Genomic DNA, 17,788 nt, shown 5'->3' with positions numbered 1-17,788 from the left:
AATTCTAAATAATTCCGCCGTTGATGTGCAGGGTTTGCCCGGTAATAAAGCTGCTCTTTTCTGAAGCTAGGTAGGCGACGGCATAACCGATTTCTTCGGCCGGCCCAAGCCTGCCTTGCACGCTTTTGTCACGAAAGAGGGGTAATATATTTTCAGGTATTTGTTCGATCATTCCAGTATCCATATATCCGGGTGCTACACAATTCACGGTGATGCCAAAGGCAGACCAATCAGCAGCCAGTGCTCTTGCCAGGCCCATTAAGCCTGCCTTAGAGGCAGCATAAGCTGCAGTGCCTCGCACCAAAGTAGCACCAACTACCGACGATATAAAAATCACCCTGCCGAAACCAGCTGCTCGCATTTCGGGGAAGAACGTCTGAGCCAAATAGAAGGGTACTGATAAGTTCACATCGAGAGTCTCTTGCCAATCGCTTTCATTCATCTTGTGGGCTGGTGCTGACCGACTGATGCCAGCATTTGCCACCAGCACTTGTATAGGCTCGGCGATTTTTTCTCGCATTTCTCGTACATCATCAGCAGTGCGCAGCGATTGGCGCACTACTACAGCATCGATCCTTTTTTCTTTTAAAAATTCCATCAAAGCTTCAGCTTGCCTATATGCTTGCAAGTAAAGGTTGTACCCGGCCTCTGCCAATACTGGGATGATTGCACGACCAATCCCACCAGAGGCTCCAGTAAGCAGGAGATTTTTTTTAGTCTCGTCCATAAGGGGTGTACATCGTTATACCTTTAGTCATATATGCTTCCAGCATTACACGAAACATGCCGGCTGCATCTGCCAGTAGGGTAGGGGCTTCGCCCAGTTGAACTCTTTGCATAACCGATTTTTCTACAAACATAGGTATCAATGCATCGCATTGCCTCTTAGCTGATTGAGCTGGGTTGTGTACTTTGATTTGCTGTTGGTATGTTTCTCCCTTTAAATCAGTTACTTTTACATTAAACACTTCAAAATAATACACCGGATATGGAAACTTTTCTACGGCATCTTCCAGCAGATGCAAGCTCGTGCCTGCTTGAGCGAGGGTGACACCCACATAAAGGATTTTTCCTCGCACCTCGGTAAGTCGAAAAAAGGGCGAATAGCTGTCGTAGGGTGTGAGTCTTCCTCGGTGGCCTTCAGTGAGCCATTCAGCAAGCGGGCCTAAAGCATTTACAGGCTCCGTAGGGCTGAGCGAGCGTATGGTACCGGGCATTTTTCTAAAATACTCGGTGATAGCACCCATAGCAGATGGGTCGTTGCGCGCATCGAAGTGCGGATGTTGACGCACGTAGTCCAGTTGTAGTGCTGGGTTGGGCGATGTGGGCATTAAGATATTGCCATTGGAGCCAACTACATCTAGCAGAGCATCTATTAGGGTTCGAGGGCCATTTTCCAGGCAGCCCATGCGACTCATGGCACTATGCACCAATACAGAGTCTCCCTGTTTTATGCCCATACACTTAAGCTGGTCGATTAGTACTTTTGTAGTAATTACATCTCCTCTTTTAGCCTTATCAGCAAGGTTTTTACGTACTTTTTCTTTTTTGTATTTTCTGTAAAGGGTGAGTAAAAAGTCTGGAGTAAGTGTGCGCAGCAGATCTCTCATGGATTTACCCGTTAACTAAATCGTTGTACATCAGGGCATCTATTAAATACTTCACCCCCCAATTTGGCAATCTGAAGGGTTCATATCTCCCCCAAATAGGGGAACTACCCGTTAATGCTCCTCTCAGCCTTGGATCTTGCACCATAGTCAGCTGCTGTTGTAGCAGATAGTTAATCAGACTATTGTAGGAAGTTTTCCAGTGCGATTCGCCGGTTTTTAGGTACAGCTTTGCAAAAACAATAGCCACTTGTGCTACACCTGTGTTGCAAATACTTCGATAGCCTATCCATTTCCGATCATATCGACCTTTCAGCATCTTTTCTGCTTTCAGTTTCTGCTCGACGGCCAATGCTGTTTTCAATGAACTATTGAAGATCTCTTCATTTCCAGTATGCATCGCTATGTCCAGAAGTCCGTCGAGCGTGTATGCAATGGTGTGCAAAATTGGCTTGTCGTTGTGCTTCAAAGTATTGTCAGCATCTACAAACCATCCATTTGGCAATTGTTTATGTCTTATTACCCAAAAAGCATTTTTTACAGCCGCCTGTTTGTACCTAGAGTCATTGCATAGATCCCCAAATTCAAAAATAGGTGCTGCTACATAAGTATCGTACACCCGTACAGCATTCATATACACATGTTTGTCCCAAAATCCGTCTGGGTGTTGAATATTCACCAGCCAATCGGCCGCTCTTCTGGCAGCATCGAAATAATCATTTTTTTTAAAAAACAAATAACCTAGAATTAACCCTCGAAGTACCTGACCGGTGTTAAAAACGATTTCGGGCCTGTTTTCACTGATGTAGCCACCAGCCCATCCACCCGATGGTTTTTGAATGTAAATAAGCCAATCGAGTGCCCTCTCCGCAGCTTTCGCTATTTTTTCGTTTTTTCTAAGTTGAGACCACTTAAGAAAAGTTTCAGAGATATACCCCGTGGTTTCAGGATAGGAAGAAGTCCAGCCGGTAGCAAAGTCAAAAGTGGCAAATCCACCGTCTTTTCCTTGTAGCTGATTGTAGATCAGCCAATCTACTGCGATCTGTACGGCGCACTCCACTTTTCTTTTATCGGGTGCATCAGAGTTATCCATCACCGGAGGCCACAAGGTATGCATCATCGCTTTCAGCTTTGAGTGCGAGGATAAAATGTAAAAACCATATTTAAGGTATCTAAAAACAGAATCTACCACCAATAAAGATGTTAAGTGACCAGCCACAAATGTACAAGTGACCTTAAAGAGTAAAACCGTGCAGTGCGTGTTGATTACACCCCCGCTGGTATCAACTTTTTGGCCAAATATTTAGCTGTATATGAGCGCTCGCACTGAAGGAGTTCTTCAGGCGTACCTTCAAACAGCAGTTCCCCACCACCAGTACCACCTTCGGGCCCAAGATCAACAATCCAGTCGGCACACTTAATAACGTCGGGGTGATGCTCAATTACCACTACAGTATGGCCTTTAGCGATTAAGGCATTCAAGGCATCCAGCAATTTTTTGACGTCGTGAAAGTGCAGTCCGGTCGTTGGCTCATCGAAGATAAAAAGAGTGGGTTCGCTGTTACTTCCGTGAGCTAAAAAAGTGGCTAATTTCAGCCTCTGTGCTTCACCCCCACTAAGCGTACTGCCCGACTGACCCAACTTGATGTAGCCCAGACCTACATCAATGAGTGGCTTAAGCTGATTTGCAATTCTGTCTGCACCATTTGACCGGAAAAAGTCAAACGCATCATCGATGGTCAACTCCAGAATGTCGTAGATTGACTTGTCTTGAACTTTAACTTCGAGCACATCTTTTTTGTAACGCTGTCCGTTGCACTCTTCGCACACCAAGTGTACATCGGCCATAAATTGCATCTCTACAGTAATAACGCCTTCACCCTCACAGGCTTCACACCTTCCGCCAGGTACATTAAACGAAAAATGACGTGCAGAATAGCCGCGAAGCATTGATAATTTTTGGTTGGCAAAGAGCTCTCTGATACCGTCAAAAGCTTTGATGTAAGTTACCGGATTGCTGCGCGAAGATTTTCCAATGGGGTTTTGATCGACAAATTCTACTTTTTTGATGAATTTCTTCGGAATATGAACAGCCTTGTGTAAGCCTGGCTTTTCGCCCGGAAGATCAAAGGCTCTCAATACGGCCGGATAAAGAATTTCATTGATAAGTGTTGATTTTCCCGATCCGCTTACACCCGTTACTGCATTCAGACATCCTACTGCCAAACGGGCTGTTACTGATTTTAAGTTGTTTTGATAAGCTTCCTCAATGACAATGAAATCAAGCGGCTTGCGACGCACTTTGGGGATTTCTATCTCCAATTTTCCGTTCAGATACTGTGCCGTCAGGCTATCGGCATTTTTTAATTCTGACGGTTCCCCGGCAAAGACGACTTGTCCTCCGAAACTTCCTGCACCAGGTCCCATATCGATCAGGTAGTCAGAGGCGAGCATAACGTCTTCGTCATGCTCTACCACGATTACGGTGTTACCAAGCGCTTTTAGGCGCTTTAAGATGCCGATGAGCCTTTCGGTATCTCTGCTGTGCAGCCCAATGCTGGGCTCGTCGAGAATGTACATAGAGCCAACCAGGCTGCTGCCAAGAGAAGTGGTGAGCTGTATGCGCTGTGTTTCGCCTCCAGAAAGTGTGTCGCTGCGTCTGTTTAACGTGAGATACCCAAGACCTACATCGCACAGATACTGCAGCCTTGAAGTAATTTCTTTCAACAACCTTTCTGCAATTTTTTCTTCATAAGGTTCAAAAGTCCAGGAATTTATCAGCCTCAGAAGCTCATCAGCTTGCATGTCAGCCAGTTGAGCAATAGAGTACCCCTGAACTTTGACATAGTGAGCTTCTTTTCTGAGTCTGCTTCCTTTGCAATCGGGACAGGTAGTACGCCCTCTGTAGCGCGAAAGGAGAACCCTGTATTGAATTTTATGCAGATTGGACTCAATCTCTTTAAAAAAGTCATTGATACCTGAGAAATACCGAGTTCCCCTCCAGAGCATGTCTCTTTGTTCAGGAGTGAGCATTCGATAAGGTTTGTGGATAGGAAGGCTGGCTTTTTCGGCACCTTTGATCACCTGTGCAAGCCAGGTGCGCATGCCTTCGGTACGCCAGGGAGCTACACATCCGTCGAAGATAGATAGGTTTTGATCCGGTATAACCAGACTTTCATCGATACCGATCACACTGCCCCAGCCTTCACATGTAGGGCATGCACCGTAAGGGGTATTGAAGCTAAAAAGATGTACAGTCGGCTCTTCAAACTGAATTCCGTCTTCCGAAAATTGATTGGAAAATATCCGATTATACTCCGGCCGGTCTGGAAAAATCAATTCACAGCTCCCTCTGCCCTCAAAAAAAGCCGTCTGCACTGAATCAGCCAGGCGACTAAGCTCTTCTTCGTCAGCTGGCCCGGTTGTGCCTCTATCAACTACTACCTTTAGAAAGTTCTCCTTCTGAGGCACATATTCGTCAATTTTAATGACATTGCCTTCGTAAAAAAGTCGCACATAGCCTTGCTGCTTCAAAATTTTAAGTGCATCAGCTATGCTCCTTCCTTCTCCAGGTTGGTAATTGAAGGCAAGTAAAAATCGCATCCCTTCTTCGAGCAATGTCACGTAATCGACCACATCTGAAACGGTATGGCGTTTTACCAGCTTTCCGCTGATTGGTGAATATGTCTGACCGATGCGAGCAAACAACAGCTTTAAATAGTCGTAAATCTCAGTGCTGGTTCCTACCGTACTTCGGGAGTTTCTGCTCGTTACTTTTTGTTGAATGGCTATTGCAGGGGCCAGACCAGATATAAAATCCACATCGGGTTTGGTCAGCTTACCCGTAAACTGCCGGGCATACGACGAAAGGCTTTCTACATAGCGCCTGTGCCCTTCAGCATACAGTGTATCAAAGGCAAGTGATGATTTTCCACTACCTGATACACCCGTAATAACGACAAATCGAGATCTCGGAATAGATACGGATACATTTTTCAGATTGTGCATACGGGCTCCACGAATGGTAATAAACTCCTTGCTTTCCCGTACATTTTTATCGGTCATTCGTTTCTGCGTAAAAATGAAAGCAAAAGTATAATAAGCCTATTTGCAGAATTGTTTAATAATTCTTTTATATTTGTAAAAGCAAATTCAAAAATCTGTAAGCCTATCGGGAAAAACTACTTCTAATACCACTTAATTGGATTTAAAAAACTGTAAAAGAAGTAGTTATGGCTTACCACAACCTTTCCGATCAACAGCTCATCGAATTGTATGCTGCGGGTAATGAAGGTGCGTTTGCGCATCTCCTTTCTCGCCACCAGAAGAAAGTGTATCAGTATATCTTGTCGAAAGTGAAAGACGATGACTTGGCCGATGACATATTTCAAGATGTTTTCATAAAAGTCATAAATACGCTGAAACTTGGCCGATACAACGAAGAGGGGAAGTTTATCAATTGGGTGTTGCGCATTTCGCACAACTACATCATCGATCACTTCAGAAAGACCAACAGGACAAATTTTGTAAGCGAAACCATCGACCAAAAGTCCATTTTTACCCGCATCAAAGCCACAGTGCCCAGTTGGGAATCACAGGTGATCTGTGAACAAACAGAAGCCGACCTTAAAAAGCTCATAGCCATGTTGCCGCCTGACCAGCGACAGGTGCTGGAAATGCGTATTTATGAAGATTTGAGCTTTAAAGAAATTGCCGAAATCACTTCTGTAAGCATAAATACGGCATTAGGTCGTATGCGCTATGCCTTGATTAACCTGCGCAAGCTCATCAACAAGCACAAGGTTAAGATAGACCTTCCTGTATCTGAATGATTTAAAATCGTATAACCAAGCCATTAATACTTGGCTCAAATTGTAATAAAGAGAATCGACTTTCCAAAAAAACCTTTCTTTTCTTGTGAAACACAATGTATTGATAAAGGTCGAAAACACCTAAAAATGCGCCCTGTAAAATTAGCGAAGTGCCAAAGCCACGAAATCTTTCGGGAGAAATATAGGCACTGTTTTTAGAAAGTTCGACCAAAGCAAGGCCGGCTGTGATGTAAGCAAGGTCGAGACCGGTATTGAGCATCAGAGTATTTTCAAGATCAATAAGCGCATTTGCTACGGATGTATTGGTGGCACTGGTCTGAGGTTTTGTAAAGAAATATCCGGCAGTAGCAATTCCAAAGTTTACTACATTCCAGGCCATATTCATCTGGTGGAAGTAATAAGCGTTACCCGTTGTAGCATTCATTCCGGCTATGCCAACACCTATGTTTCCCAAAGCCCAGCCACCAAGTATCAGCATGTTTTGCCTAGTGGTTTTTACTCGCCAAAAATCAACTTCTGATGGGGTGTACTGAGCGTAAAACAAAATTGGAATTAGCTGAAAAAAGAAAAGAAACAAACGTCGCATCATAAAAATCCAGAATTCTCTAATGATTTCTCGAACATAACATCTGTTTCTGGATTTGGTTTGGAGAGTGCTTCGACAGCCATTTGGTCGCAGCGTTCGTTGTAGTGATGATTGTTGTGGCCCTTAACCCAAAAAAGTTTAGGCTTAAACTTCTGATATAATTTGTCAAATTCTAACCAAAGATCCACATTTTTCACCTTTTTCCAGCCCTTGCGCTTCCAGTTGGTAAGCCAATGTTGATTAACGGCATCTACTACATATTTTGAATCAGAATAAATCTCTACGGGTAAACCTTCGGTTTTAATGGCTTTAAGGGCATCGACCACAGCCATAAGTTCCATTCGGTTGTTAGTAGTAAGCCGAAAGTGACGCGTAAGGATTTTCTCTTTGTCTTTGAAAGTCAATATTGCAACATAGGCGCCAGGACCCGGATTGCCCGAGCATGCTCCATCAGTGTATATCTTAACGACTGGCTGCGAGCGATCAGTCATCCAACTCTTGCAGTAAGGATTCGATCACACCCGGATAATGGGCATGCTCCAGCTGTTGAACTTTGTAGGCTACTTCTTCCGGCGTATCTTCTGGATCTATATCTACTTTAGCTTGAAAGATAATCTCTCCGTCGTCGTACTCCTCGTTAACATAATGTATCGTGATGCCGGTTTCTTCTTCGCCGTTTTCTACCACGGCCTCGTGCACACGCATGCCATACATACCTTCACCGCCGTAATCGGGTAACAGGGCAGGATGTATGTTAACAATTCTGTAGTCGTAAGCATCTAAAATATCTGACGGGATTTTCTTTAAAAAACCAGCGAGAGCAATGAAGTCAATTTTAGCCGAACGCAATCGAGACAATACGTTTCCGTTCTCAAGTTCTTCTTGCGTGAAGATGTAAACTGGAATTCCAAGTTTTTTCATTCTGTCAATTACTCCGGCTTTTTTATTGTTTGTGCAAACAAGAGTAACTCTACCTATTTCACTGTCAGCAAAATGCTTTGCAATCTTTTCAGCATTGCTACCACTTCCCGAGGCAAAAACCGCTATTCGCTTCATTCAACACTTTAAAAATCGCGACAAAAATATTTCTTTCACTATTAGGAAAAGTTGCCTTCAACGAGTTTTTTTAGAATGGCGTACAGTTGATAGATCTCCATAGGCTTTTTCAGAAATGAATTGAAGCCAATGGCTTCACAGCGCTCTAAGGTTTCAGGCAATACATCGGCCGTAACAGCTATGATAGGCACATTGCTCGAAGTCGCATTTCCCGAACTCAGCCGAATAAGTTCAGTTGCTCTGAAGCCATCCACCTCCGGCATGTGTAAATCCATCAAAATCAAATCATATTTCTTCAGGTTTACTTTAATAACAGCTTCAGAGCCATTGTTTGCCACATCGTAATTGAATCCCAATCGCTCCAATATGTTTACAAGTAATCGCTGATTTACGATATTGTCTTCTACTATTAAGATGGTGTAATTTTTGTGATTTTCTGAATATTCTAAAATCTGATTTCTCTCTTCTTCAATTGAATTTTTCCTCTGATCCTCTGCATTGAATTTTATGACATTAACCGGAATTTTTACATAGAAAATAGTTCCAACTCCTTGTGTAGATTCAAAGTAAATTTCTCCACTTAGTAGTTCGACGAATTTTTTTGTAATAGCAAGCCCTAAACCTGTACCGCCAAACTCTCTGCTAATTTGAGAATTCTCTTGTTCAAAAGTATTGAAAATTTTGTTTTTAAAATCTTCTGAAATGCCAATGCCTGTATCATGAACTTCTATGTTTAAATTCTTATCTTTTACTGAAATGATCACTTTTACTCCTCCAATTTTTGTAAACTTTATGGCGTTGGATATAAGATTATTTAAAATTTGATTTAGTATAGTACTATCCGATTGAATGATAATGTTTTCATCAAATTCTTTTTCAATTTTGAAATAGATGTTTTTCTCTCGAGCTTTTAATTTAAAAATAGATTCGATGTTTGATATAAACTTATTCAAATTGAAAGAAACAAAATTTACAGGAAATTTTCCTTCTTGTATTTTCGAATAATCCAGAATGTCGTTTATTAGGCTCAGTAAATTTTTAGCGGCAAAAAGGATAGTCTTGGCAAACTCTCGTACTTTGTCGTCAAGCTCTTCTTGCATCAATAGCTGTCCGAAACCTATAATAGCATTTAAGGGTGTACGAATTTCATGACTCATATTGCTGAGAAACATCATTTTGGCGTCGGCAGCTTCTCGAGCTTTTCTGTTGAGTTCAAGCAAATCGGCTTGAATATTTTTTAAAGGGGTGATATCAACACCTACTCCGAGGATGCATTTTTCATTTTCGTCAATATTAAAAGGAATTTTGTGTGTAAGATACCATAAAACACGATTGTCAGGAGTAGTAAAAGTTTCTTCAAAAATATGTAATTCATTCGATTCAAGTACTTTTAAATCATGTAGTTTCCAGATTGCTAACTCTTCCTTTTTCACATGTAAATCTTCGGGAGTTTTATTAATGATAACATCTGGCGAATCGTATCCAAACATTTTCGCAGTCGCTTTGTTTGCCATGTAGATACTTCCGTCTGCTCTCTTGATGTAAATTAACGTCGGGCTTATATCAAAGAATTTCTCGATTAGTTCAGTTTGTTTTTTAAGTTCTAATTGGGATTTTATCTTATCAGTTACATCGATCGAGAATCCTAAAATTAAACTTTCTTTTTCATCCAAGCGGATTAATTTTTTTCCTCCATAAATGTACTCAATTCCCCATGGGGTATTGAGTTTTTCTTCAAAGGTATGCTCACCTTGTTCAATTGCTACGATATCTGTTTTTCGATATTCACTTGCTAAATTCGAAGGATAAATATCGTAATCGATTTTTCCTACAAATTGATCTTCACTTATACCTATGTATTTCAATGTATGGGTATTACCGAAGAGATATTTGCCTTCAAGGTTCTTAAGAAAGACACTAATCGGAAGATTGTTTAAGATTTCACGATATAGTTTCTTTTGTTTTTCTATTTCATTTTCTGCTATTTTTTGCGAAGTTATTTCCGTACCATATCCTAGTAATAACAGTGAATTTTTTCCTTCTTCATAGAATGGTTTTACTTTACGGAGGAAGTATTTTTTTTCTCCGTTAATTGTAAATTCTTCTGTCCACTCGATTTCCCTTCTGGTTTCAATAGATTTCATCAATTTTTCTCTTCGTTGTTCGTATAATTCCTGAGGAAAATTTCTAAGTTCAAAATACTCTTTATCTGATTTCCCTATTATCCATTTTCTTCTACTATCGTCTTTAATTGCATATTTATTAACAAATCTATACTTAAGATCACTGTCGAGCACTACTACATCTGAGGGTATTACATCTAAAAGGCTTTCATAAAACAATTTTTGTTGCTCCAACAATGAATTGTTTTCCTTGATCAATGTAAAATCAAGAGCGTACATTCTGAGTGTTTCACCTGCTTTATCTTTTTTTGCAATAAAACGGTAAAATTTATTCTTAAATTTTATTTCTGTTTCCGATGCTTCATCATCAAATACAGTGATGATAAAATCCATCCAGTTTGATGGAACATAATTTCCTGTATTTAATCCAAATTCATTTGCACATTCTGAATTTGCATATAGAATGAGTCCGTTTGTATTAATTTCAAAAATAGGTATAGGACTTTCCGCTACAATATCAGCAAGTTTGTTAGCATTGATGAGCAGTTTTTTATATTCTGTTTGATCCGAAACTATCAATAAAACAGAGGTAATAGTATTTTGTACTGTAACAGGCAAGTAATGTAATTGAATCCAAAGGTCATTGTGGTTTTTTAACTTTATTCTTTTTTCTACAATAGTTTGTTGTCCATTGAAAGCCAAATCAATAGCTTTTTTTACCCTCTCTGTATCGGTATCGAATGTAAATTCTAAAATGCTTTCGCCTTCTGCAATTTTTTTATCAAATAGGGATTTGACTATAGCGGCAAATCTGTTGTTTAATGATTTAATCCTATACTCTCGATCTACTTGAATTACAAGCTGTGGAATGGTATCTATGATCGTCTGAATATTGGCTTGATTTTCTTGTAACGCTTTTTCTCTTCTGATGTTTTTATATGATATAATACCGAGCAAATAACTCAGAAGCAGAAAGGCTAAAACAAAGTTGAGAAGATAAAATATTTTGTATTCTAACGTGAATAAAATATTCTCTTTAAACGACAAAAAAACTATAATTAAGAGAAAAGCAACAAATACAATTAATGATACTAATCGCCTAAATTCTTTTTCGTGAGAAAAGGTTAACACAAATGTGTATGCCATTAATGGAAAAATGTATAAACTTACTCCATTGAGGTATTTTTTGCTTATAATAGATGCTACAATTACGCCAGCTATCGAGGCAAAAAAGATGATTCGAGATAAGTTGAATTGATTGTAAAAAGTCAATAAATATGATACAATCATAAGAACCACTAGCAATGCTGCTAGATAGGCTACTTCATATATTCCCAAATAATAAATTACAGGAGTATAAATAGCTATTGAAACTGCTGCAAAAAAGGTGTAAGAGCGCAGCAGTTTCTTGGTAAACTGTATTTCAGACATGATTTCTTATGTGCTTCTAGTCAAATACAAATGAAAATATTATTTGGGATTAATGGGTTGTTTTCCCGTCAATATGTCGAAAAACATTATGAAATCAGATGCTAAACTGTAACCTGGATATTTAAAAGTGGCGGGTTTATTTTTTTCAAAAAAGAAATGTCCGACCCATGCAAATCCATATCCTAATACGGGGATAATGGCAAAATAGATCCAATTAAATGTATATAAAAACATAAAGAAGCTTATAAATACCAATCCGGTACCAATAAAATGTAATAATCTGCAGGTGGGATTTTGATGCTCTGTGAGGTAAAATGGGTAGAATTCTTTCAGCGATTTGAAATTTTTATCCTGCTCCATAGTTTTGCTTTTTAGTACAAAAATAAAAAAATACTTTTATGCTAAAAAATGTCATTAATGCTGCCATGCTGTTTAGCTTTTTAAATCTTTTCGGTCAAATTCAAAACTTTGGACTCGTACTGCATGGCGGAGCTGGCTACATGGCATTGAGAAATAATCCGGAAAAGGTAAACGTGTATTTAGCAGCACTAAATGCAGCTTTAGATTCTGGGTATTCGATGCTTCAGCGCGGTGAATCGGCCGAGCAAGTTGTAATACACGTAGTGATGATGCTTGAAAATAATACTTTGTTTAATGCAGGTAGAGGAGCTGTACTCACCGAAGAAGGTATAGCGGAATTAGATGCATCTATCATGACGGGATATGATCAGAAAGCTGGTGCAGTGAGTGGATTGAGGCATGTTAAAAATCCGATATTGGCTGCCCAGGCGGTAAAAGACAAAACCCAACACGTAATGCTATCGGGTGCAGGTGCTGAAAAATTTATCTTTTCAATCGGACTTGACAGTGTTCCTAATTCATACTTCATTACTGACGATATGCGAGCGAGATGGGAAGAAGCCCTCAAGAACCAAAAATATGGCACCGTAGGATGCGTAGCGCTCGACAAAGATGGCAATCTTGCCGCAGGCACTTCGACGGGAGGAATGCTGATGAAAAAATTCGGCCGAATAGGCGATGCACCCATCATAGGTGCAGGTACATATGCCAAAAATGGTTTAATTGCTGTTAGTTGTACTGGGCATGGCGAGTACTTTATTCGCACCTCAGCAGCTTACCAGGTAGCTGCTCGAATGCGTTTTGGAAGGCAGAAAGCTTCGAAAGCCATACGAAGCACTTTAGAAGAAATTAAAAATCTCGGCGGAAGTGGAGGTATGATCGCCATCGATGATAAGGGTAACCTTTATCACGATTACAATACGGAAGGGATGTTTCGCGCTGGTCGCAACAGCAAGGGCAACCGCTTTGCGAAGATTTATGAATAACTCGCTTGTTTACTTGACGTTTATTGCTGAACCTGCTTTTTCAGTAATCGAAGATTAAGTACTTCCACAAATACGGAAAAGGCCATTGCGAAATAGATGTAACCTTTTGGGATGCCTTGGTCAAAACTTTCCATGAGTAGAGAGACACCTATCAGCAATAAGAAACTAAGTGCCAAAATTTTGATGGTGGGATGCTTTTCGACAAAATTGCTAATCGACGCTGCAGAGATCATCATTACACCTACAGCAATTACGATAGCAGCTACCATTACCCATACCTTATTGGCCATTCCGATAGCTGTAATGACACTATCGAGCGAAAAAACGATATCTAACAATAAAATCTGAACAATAACCGACGAAAAAGATAAGGCCTTAATCGAAGTCGTGTGGCTATCAGACCCACCTTCGAGTTTATGGTGAATTTCGGTGGTGCTCTTGTAAATGAGAAAAAGACCACCGGCCAAAAGAATTATGTCACGCCCTGAGAATTCTCTGGTTTCTGGGTGAATGAAATCAAATGGAAGTTCGAAAAGTGGTTTAGTAAGCCGCATCATCCAGCTCAGCGACAGTAGCAGTAATATTCGAGTGGCCATAGCAAGGGTGAGCCCAAGTCTTCTGGCTTTGGCCTGCTGATGTACAGGAAGTTTCGACGATAAAATACTGATAAAGATTATATTATCAATGCCTAGTACGATTTCGAGAACAGTAAGTGTGACTAACGATGCAATGATTTCCATAGGTGTCAGGCTATTTAAAGCGGCTCAAAAGTATTAGAATTTTTAAGAGATAGGAATTCTGAATTCTATCTTTCTCAATACAGATGAGCTAAATTTTGAAAACTGAGAACAATTCTTCAAAAGAGGAAAAGAATGTATGTATAAATTTGATTATCAGTATTTTAAATTGGAGAAATTCAATGAAGTCACCTCCGTTGATTTGTTTTATGCTTCCAAATTAAATTCTACTTTTGCCAAATAAATTCATTTAAAAAATGATTAACAAAACGGTAAAAGACGCAGACGAAGCCATACAAGGTCTAAAAGATGGTATGACGGTAATGTTTGGTGGTTTCGGGTTGTGCGGAATTCCGGAAAACAGCATAGCCGCTATACGGAGAGCTGGAATTAAAAACCTCACATGTATTAGCAACAATGCTGGTGTAGATGATTTTGGATTGGGCTTGCTTCTGAAGACCAGACAGATCAAAAAGATGATATCGTCGTATGTGGGCGAAAATGAGGAGTTCGAACGTCAAATGCTGAGCGGTGAACTGGAGGTAGAGCTTATTCCGCAGGGCACCTTAGCCGAGAGGTGTAGGGCAGCTGGGGCAGGTATTCCTGCTTTTTACACTCCTGCCGGATACGGCACTGAAGTAGCTGAAGGGAAAGAGGTAAGAATTTTTAACGGTAAACCACATATTTTAGAATATGCCTTTGAGGCCGATTTTGCTTTTGTAAAGGCTTGGAAAGGTGATACGGCGGGCAATCTCATTTACAAGGGAACAGCCCTGAATTTTAACCATGTAATGGCTATGGCAGGTAAAATAACCGTGGCAGAGGTTGAGGAGTTGGTACCAGCCGGAGCTCTTGATCCCAATTTTATCCACACACCAGGAATTTTTGTACAGCGCATTTACCAGGGGGCTCATTACGAGAAGCGCATTGAGCAGCGTACTACCCGAAAAAGACCCGTTTCACTTTAAAGTTTCTTGAATGAAGTCGATTTTTCGAGTCGCGATACTCGATATGTATTTGGGTGAACCTAATCAGGGCAAAAAAGGCATTCACAGCATTATTACCGAATTCTGTGAACGGCGAAACCTTCATCCAATCGTTGTAGAATACGATACACGAGGATCGGCCCTAGTACCAGGCTTAAATTACGATGCTTATATATCGACAGGCGGCCCTGGTAGCCCAATCGACAGCGAGGGCAGCGAATGGGAAAAGGCCTATTTTGACTTTATAGAACAACTTAGAGCACACAACCGGAGAAATCCTGATCAACCAAAGTTGTTGTTTTTGATCTGTCACAGCTTTCAAATTTTTGTACGCCATTACGGGCTTGGAAAATTGTCAAAGCGCAAATCCACCTCGTTCGGAATATTTCCCATTCACAAAACTACAGATGGTAAAATGGACCGTTACTTAGTACAGTTGCCCGATCCTTTCTGGGCTGTGGATAGCCGCGATTACCAAATCACAGAGCCCAACGAGGTGGCCCTCAATCTGATGGGCAGCAAGATACTCTGTATTGAAAAGTTGCGACCTCATGTGAAACTGGAGCGCGCTGTAATGTGCATGCGCTTCGATGAATACATCTTTGGCACTCAATTTCATCCGGAAGCTAATGTAGAAGGTATGCTGAACTACCTTCACAATCCGGAAAAGAAAAAATTCATTATCGACACGTATGGAGAAGATAAGTACTATGATATGCTAAAGAGCATAAATGACTCTGATAAAATTCTTCTTACTCGCAATACAGTGTTAATGAATTTTCTGAATGAAGCACATCAAATAAAAGAAAAAAATTCTTCTGCCCATGTACCTCAAATATAGACAAGCATTTAATGAAAAATTTTCAGAAGCTTCCTATCAAAAATTTTTGCAAAAGCTTAACAAAGAATTTGATTATTCTATCCCCTTCAGAGTAGCGGAATCACCCGTTTTTTTTTCGAAGAAAGAAAAAGAAATCTTTCTGACGGCAGCTGAAGAAATACTCCATCAAGTCCTATCTCTTGATTTGAATAAAATAGCAGAAGGAATTATTCCTGAAAATAAGATTGTGCCCGGCAATGAAAAACGCCCTCACTTTATAGCCATCGATTTTGGTATTACTCTTTCTCAGGAAGGAGAAATTATTCCTAAACTCATTGAGCTACAGGGTTTTCCTTCCTTATTTTACTACCAGCCATGGCTCTATCACCACTATTTGGAGCATTACGATCTACCTCTTCATCTGACTCCTTTTTTTTGTAAGGCAGGTGAAGTTGAATATTACGACACTTTAAAACAAATTATTCTTGGAGATTCTGCACCTGAAAATGTCATTTTACTCGAAATAGAACCTGAAAAACAAAATACTGCTATTGATTTTATTGTTACAAAAAAAGTACTTGGAATAGAGTATATATGTCTTTCGAAAATCCTTGTAAAAGGCAACAAACTCTATTATGAAAAAAATGGCAAAGAAATAGAGATAAAGCGTATATATAACCGCATTATTTTCGATGAATTAGATCAAAGAAAAGATCTGAAATATTCACTCGACTTTACTAAAGAGTACGATGTAGAATGGATCACGCATCCGAATTGGTTTTTTAAGATTTCTAAACTTCTGTTGCCACATATTGATTCCAAATTTTCTCCTAAATGCATTAAGTTATCTGAAGTAAAAGAAATTCCCTCAAACTTAGAGGCCTTTGTTTTGAAACCGCTATTTAGCTTCTCAGGCAGTGGAGTAATATTTAACGTAACACCTGAAGACATTGTGTCCATACCTGATCATCAGAAAGACAACTATGTGCTCCAGGAAAAAGTGACTTATGCTGAAATCATTGCTGATCCGAGTGATGTTCAAAAGTCAAAAGCTGAATTTCGCATTCTCTACGTTTGGCCTGATGAGGAGGAAAAACCAAAACCGATGATCAACCTTATGCGTCTAAGTAAGGGCGAGATGATCGGCGTGAAATACAATAAAAACAAAACTTGGGTGGGGGGATCTATTGGCTTATTTGAGCAATAAGCCTTTTAGTATCAGGGATATTCCGAAAATACCTAAAATGATGCTTACTGCAGTGTTAAGCTTTTGCATATGGGAATGCTGAAGGTATTTTCTCATTTTGCGAGCAAAGAGAATTTTGATCAAATCGACCGAAAAATATGTACCTAATGTGATCGAAAAATACATGAACATCTTTTTAAATTGGTAGTCATATCTATTACCCACAAGTACGATGCTCGTCATCCAGTAAGCTAAAACTCCAACATTCATAAAATTTATCAAAAATCCTTTTAAAATATTCTTCGAATAACTGCTTTGTATTTCTATTTTTTGTACAGAAATTTTTTGCTTTTTTACAAAAGAGAATATAGCATAAATAAGAATAATTGCTCCACCAGCTAAATAAATATAGTTATTACCGGTAATGTCACTTAAAAGTTGCTCGCTGCCATATGAGGCAAGCGCGATCAGGAAAATGTCGGATAAAAGAACACCCAAATTAAAGGCCAGGGCTTTGGTAGCACCGCTGTAAATGCTCGTTTCAATCAGTAATACAAAGACAGGGCCTACCATAAAACTCAAGGTGATGCCCAAAATTACGGCTGCTATAATCAGCTCTACCACTAAACGGTGGGATTATCGATTTTTTGGCTGAGCTCTATAATTTTTTCTTCTAAACTTTCTACTTTTTGTTGTAATTTCTTGTTCTCGCTTTCTATTTCAGTGATTTTTTTATCTTTTACTGAAAGTTCATTATTTAATTTTTCAATTTCGGCAGTTTTTTTATTAATATCAATTGTAAGAGATTCAATGCGATTATTTAATTCAGATATCTCATCAGTGAGTTGTTTTTTTATTTTCTCGTATTCAGTTGATTTGATGTAATTATATGCAATAAATACAAGAAATGCTATAGCAAAAACATAGTTTATTAATTTAGATGATGAGAGGGCAGAAGCAGCAATAAAACCAAAATAAATCGCCATCAAAATGGCTACAGAACCAGTAATTATGGTAGCAAGTTCAAGCTTTTTTGAGTCCATGAATTGCGAATTTTTGGCGAAAGTAACTATAAAAA

17 protein-coding genes are annotated in these 17,788 nt (G+C 39.6%); 5 read left to right on the top strand and 12 right to left on the bottom strand.

Annotated features, from left to right (window positions below; translation table 11 throughout):
- Window positions 1-4: 4 nt before the first annotated feature.
- From ACK4EX_RS07925 to uvrA, 4 genes are all read right to left on the bottom strand, one after another.
- Window positions 5-727: an SDR family NAD(P)-dependent oxidoreductase gene (locus tag ACK4EX_RS07925; RefSeq protein WP_409771516.1), complete on the bottom strand. Its 723-nt coding sequence runs from the start codon at window positions 725-727 to the stop codon at window positions 5-7.
- Complete coding sequence (locus ACK4EX_RS07920) at window positions 714-1,610, bottom strand: AAC(3) family N-acetyltransferase (RefSeq protein ID WP_409771514.1); 897 nt, start codon at window positions 1,608-1,610, stop codon at window positions 714-716. The genes ACK4EX_RS07925 and ACK4EX_RS07920 overlap by 14 nt, the downstream gene beginning before the upstream one ends.
- A 4-nt stretch (window positions 1,611-1,614) precedes the next feature.
- On the bottom strand, window positions 1,615-2,727 hold the full coding sequence (locus ACK4EX_RS07915) for a prenyltransferase/squalene oxidase repeat-containing protein (RefSeq protein ID WP_409771511.1): 1,113 nt from the start codon (window positions 2,725-2,727) through the stop codon (window positions 1,615-1,617).
- A 146-nt stretch (window positions 2,728-2,873) separates the two neighbouring features.
- A complete protein-coding gene (uvrA, locus tag ACK4EX_RS07910; protein WP_409771509.1) occupies window positions 2,874-5,672 on the bottom strand; it encodes an excinuclease ABC subunit UvrA in 2,799 nt (932 codons plus the stop codon).
- Between the two features lie 167 nt (window positions 5,673-5,839).
- Between uvrA and ACK4EX_RS07905 the strand changes: the two genes are divergently transcribed.
- A complete protein-coding gene (locus ACK4EX_RS07905) occupies window positions 5,840-6,439 on the top strand; it encodes an RNA polymerase sigma factor (protein WP_409771506.1) in 600 nt (199 codons plus the stop codon).
- Between the two features lies 1 nt (window position 6,440).
- Here ACK4EX_RS07905 and ACK4EX_RS07900 read toward each other — a convergent pair whose 3' ends face one another.
- Genes ACK4EX_RS07900 through ACK4EX_RS07880 form a run of 5 tightly spaced genes read right to left on the bottom strand, consistent with a single transcriptional unit; the run spans window position 6,441 to window position 11,995 of the window.
- Window positions 6,441-7,028: a DUF6992 family protein gene (locus ACK4EX_RS07900; protein WP_409771503.1), complete on the bottom strand. Its 588-nt coding sequence runs from the start codon at window positions 7,026-7,028 to the stop codon at window positions 6,441-6,443.
- The gene (gene rnhA, locus ACK4EX_RS07895; protein WP_409771500.1) at window positions 7,025-7,516 is read right to left on the bottom strand and encodes a ribonuclease HI; all 492 of its coding nucleotides are present in this window, start codon (window positions 7,514-7,516) and stop codon (window positions 7,025-7,027) included. The genes ACK4EX_RS07900 and rnhA overlap by 4 nt, the downstream gene beginning before the upstream one ends.
- Window positions 7,509-8,081 carry a phosphoribosylglycinamide formyltransferase gene (gene purN / locus ACK4EX_RS07890; protein WP_409771498.1) on the bottom strand — a complete coding sequence of 191 codons (573 nt, stop codon included), beginning with the start codon at window positions 8,079-8,081 and terminating at the stop codon, window positions 7,509-7,511. The genes rnhA and purN overlap by 8 nt, the downstream gene beginning before the upstream one ends.
- 41 nt (window positions 8,082-8,122) lie before the next feature.
- The gene (locus ACK4EX_RS07885; protein ID WP_409771496.1) at window positions 8,123-11,635 is read right to left on the bottom strand and encodes a PAS domain-containing protein; all 3,513 of its coding nucleotides are present in this window, start codon (window positions 11,633-11,635) and stop codon (window positions 8,123-8,125) included.
- 39 nt (window positions 11,636-11,674) lie between these two features.
- Complete coding sequence (locus ACK4EX_RS07880; RefSeq protein WP_124397648.1) at window positions 11,675-11,995, bottom strand: DUF962 domain-containing protein; 321 nt, start codon at window positions 11,993-11,995, stop codon at window positions 11,675-11,677.
- Window positions 11,996-12,033: 38 nt separating this feature from the next.
- Between ACK4EX_RS07880 and ACK4EX_RS07875 the strand changes: the two genes are divergently transcribed.
- Window positions 12,034-12,981, top strand: coding sequence for an isoaspartyl peptidase/L-asparaginase family protein (locus tag ACK4EX_RS07875; protein WP_124397647.1), 948 nt, complete (start codon window positions 12,034-12,036; stop codon window positions 12,979-12,981).
- Between the two features lie 20 nt (window positions 12,982-13,001).
- On the opposite strand, the gene ACK4EX_RS07870 is transcribed toward ACK4EX_RS07875, so the two are convergent.
- The gene (locus tag ACK4EX_RS07870) at window positions 13,002-13,721 is read right to left on the bottom strand and encodes a TerC family protein (protein ID WP_124397646.1); all 720 of its coding nucleotides are present in this window, start codon (window positions 13,719-13,721) and stop codon (window positions 13,002-13,004) included.
- A 254-nt stretch (window positions 13,722-13,975) separates the two neighbouring features.
- Here ACK4EX_RS07870 and ACK4EX_RS07865 point away from each other — a divergent pair, with 254 nt between their 5' ends.
- Genes ACK4EX_RS07865 through ACK4EX_RS07855 form a run of 3 tightly spaced genes read left to right on the top strand, consistent with a single transcriptional unit; the run spans window position 13,976 to window position 16,731 of the window.
- On the top strand, window positions 13,976-14,686 hold the full coding sequence (locus ACK4EX_RS07865; RefSeq protein WP_409771493.1) for a CoA transferase subunit A: 711 nt from the start codon (window positions 13,976-13,978) through the stop codon (window positions 14,684-14,686).
- Window positions 14,687-14,696: 10 nt separating this feature from the next.
- Window positions 14,697-15,545, top strand: coding sequence for a type 1 glutamine amidotransferase (locus tag ACK4EX_RS07860; RefSeq protein ID WP_124397644.1), 849 nt, complete (start codon window positions 14,697-14,699; stop codon window positions 15,543-15,545).
- Window positions 15,529-16,731, top strand: a complete 1,203-nt coding sequence (locus ACK4EX_RS07855) for a hypothetical protein (RefSeq protein ID WP_409771490.1) — start codon at window positions 15,529-15,531, stop codon at window positions 16,729-16,731. The genes ACK4EX_RS07860 and ACK4EX_RS07855 overlap by 17 nt, the downstream gene beginning before the upstream one ends.
- Here ACK4EX_RS07855 and ACK4EX_RS07850 read toward each other — a convergent pair.
- Window positions 16,717-17,334, bottom strand: a complete 618-nt coding sequence (locus ACK4EX_RS07850) for a LysE family translocator (protein WP_409771487.1) — start codon at window positions 17,332-17,334, stop codon at window positions 16,717-16,719. The two genes, ACK4EX_RS07855 and ACK4EX_RS07850, sit on opposite strands and share 15 nt — an antisense overlap.
- Window positions 17,334-17,753 (bottom strand): hypothetical protein, encoded by a 420-nt coding sequence (locus tag ACK4EX_RS07845; RefSeq protein ID WP_409771485.1) that lies wholly within the window; start codon window positions 17,751-17,753, stop codon window positions 17,334-17,336. The genes ACK4EX_RS07850 and ACK4EX_RS07845 overlap by 1 nt, the downstream gene beginning before the upstream one ends.
- Between the last annotated feature and the right edge of the window lie 35 nt (window positions 17,754-17,788).

The organism is Thermaurantimonas sp. (assembly GCF_046299575.1).
In the GTDB taxonomy this organism is placed as follows: domain Bacteria; phylum Bacteroidota; class Bacteroidia; order Flavobacteriales; family Schleiferiaceae; genus Thermaurantimonas.
This window is presented reverse-complemented; position numbering and strand designations above follow the sequence as displayed.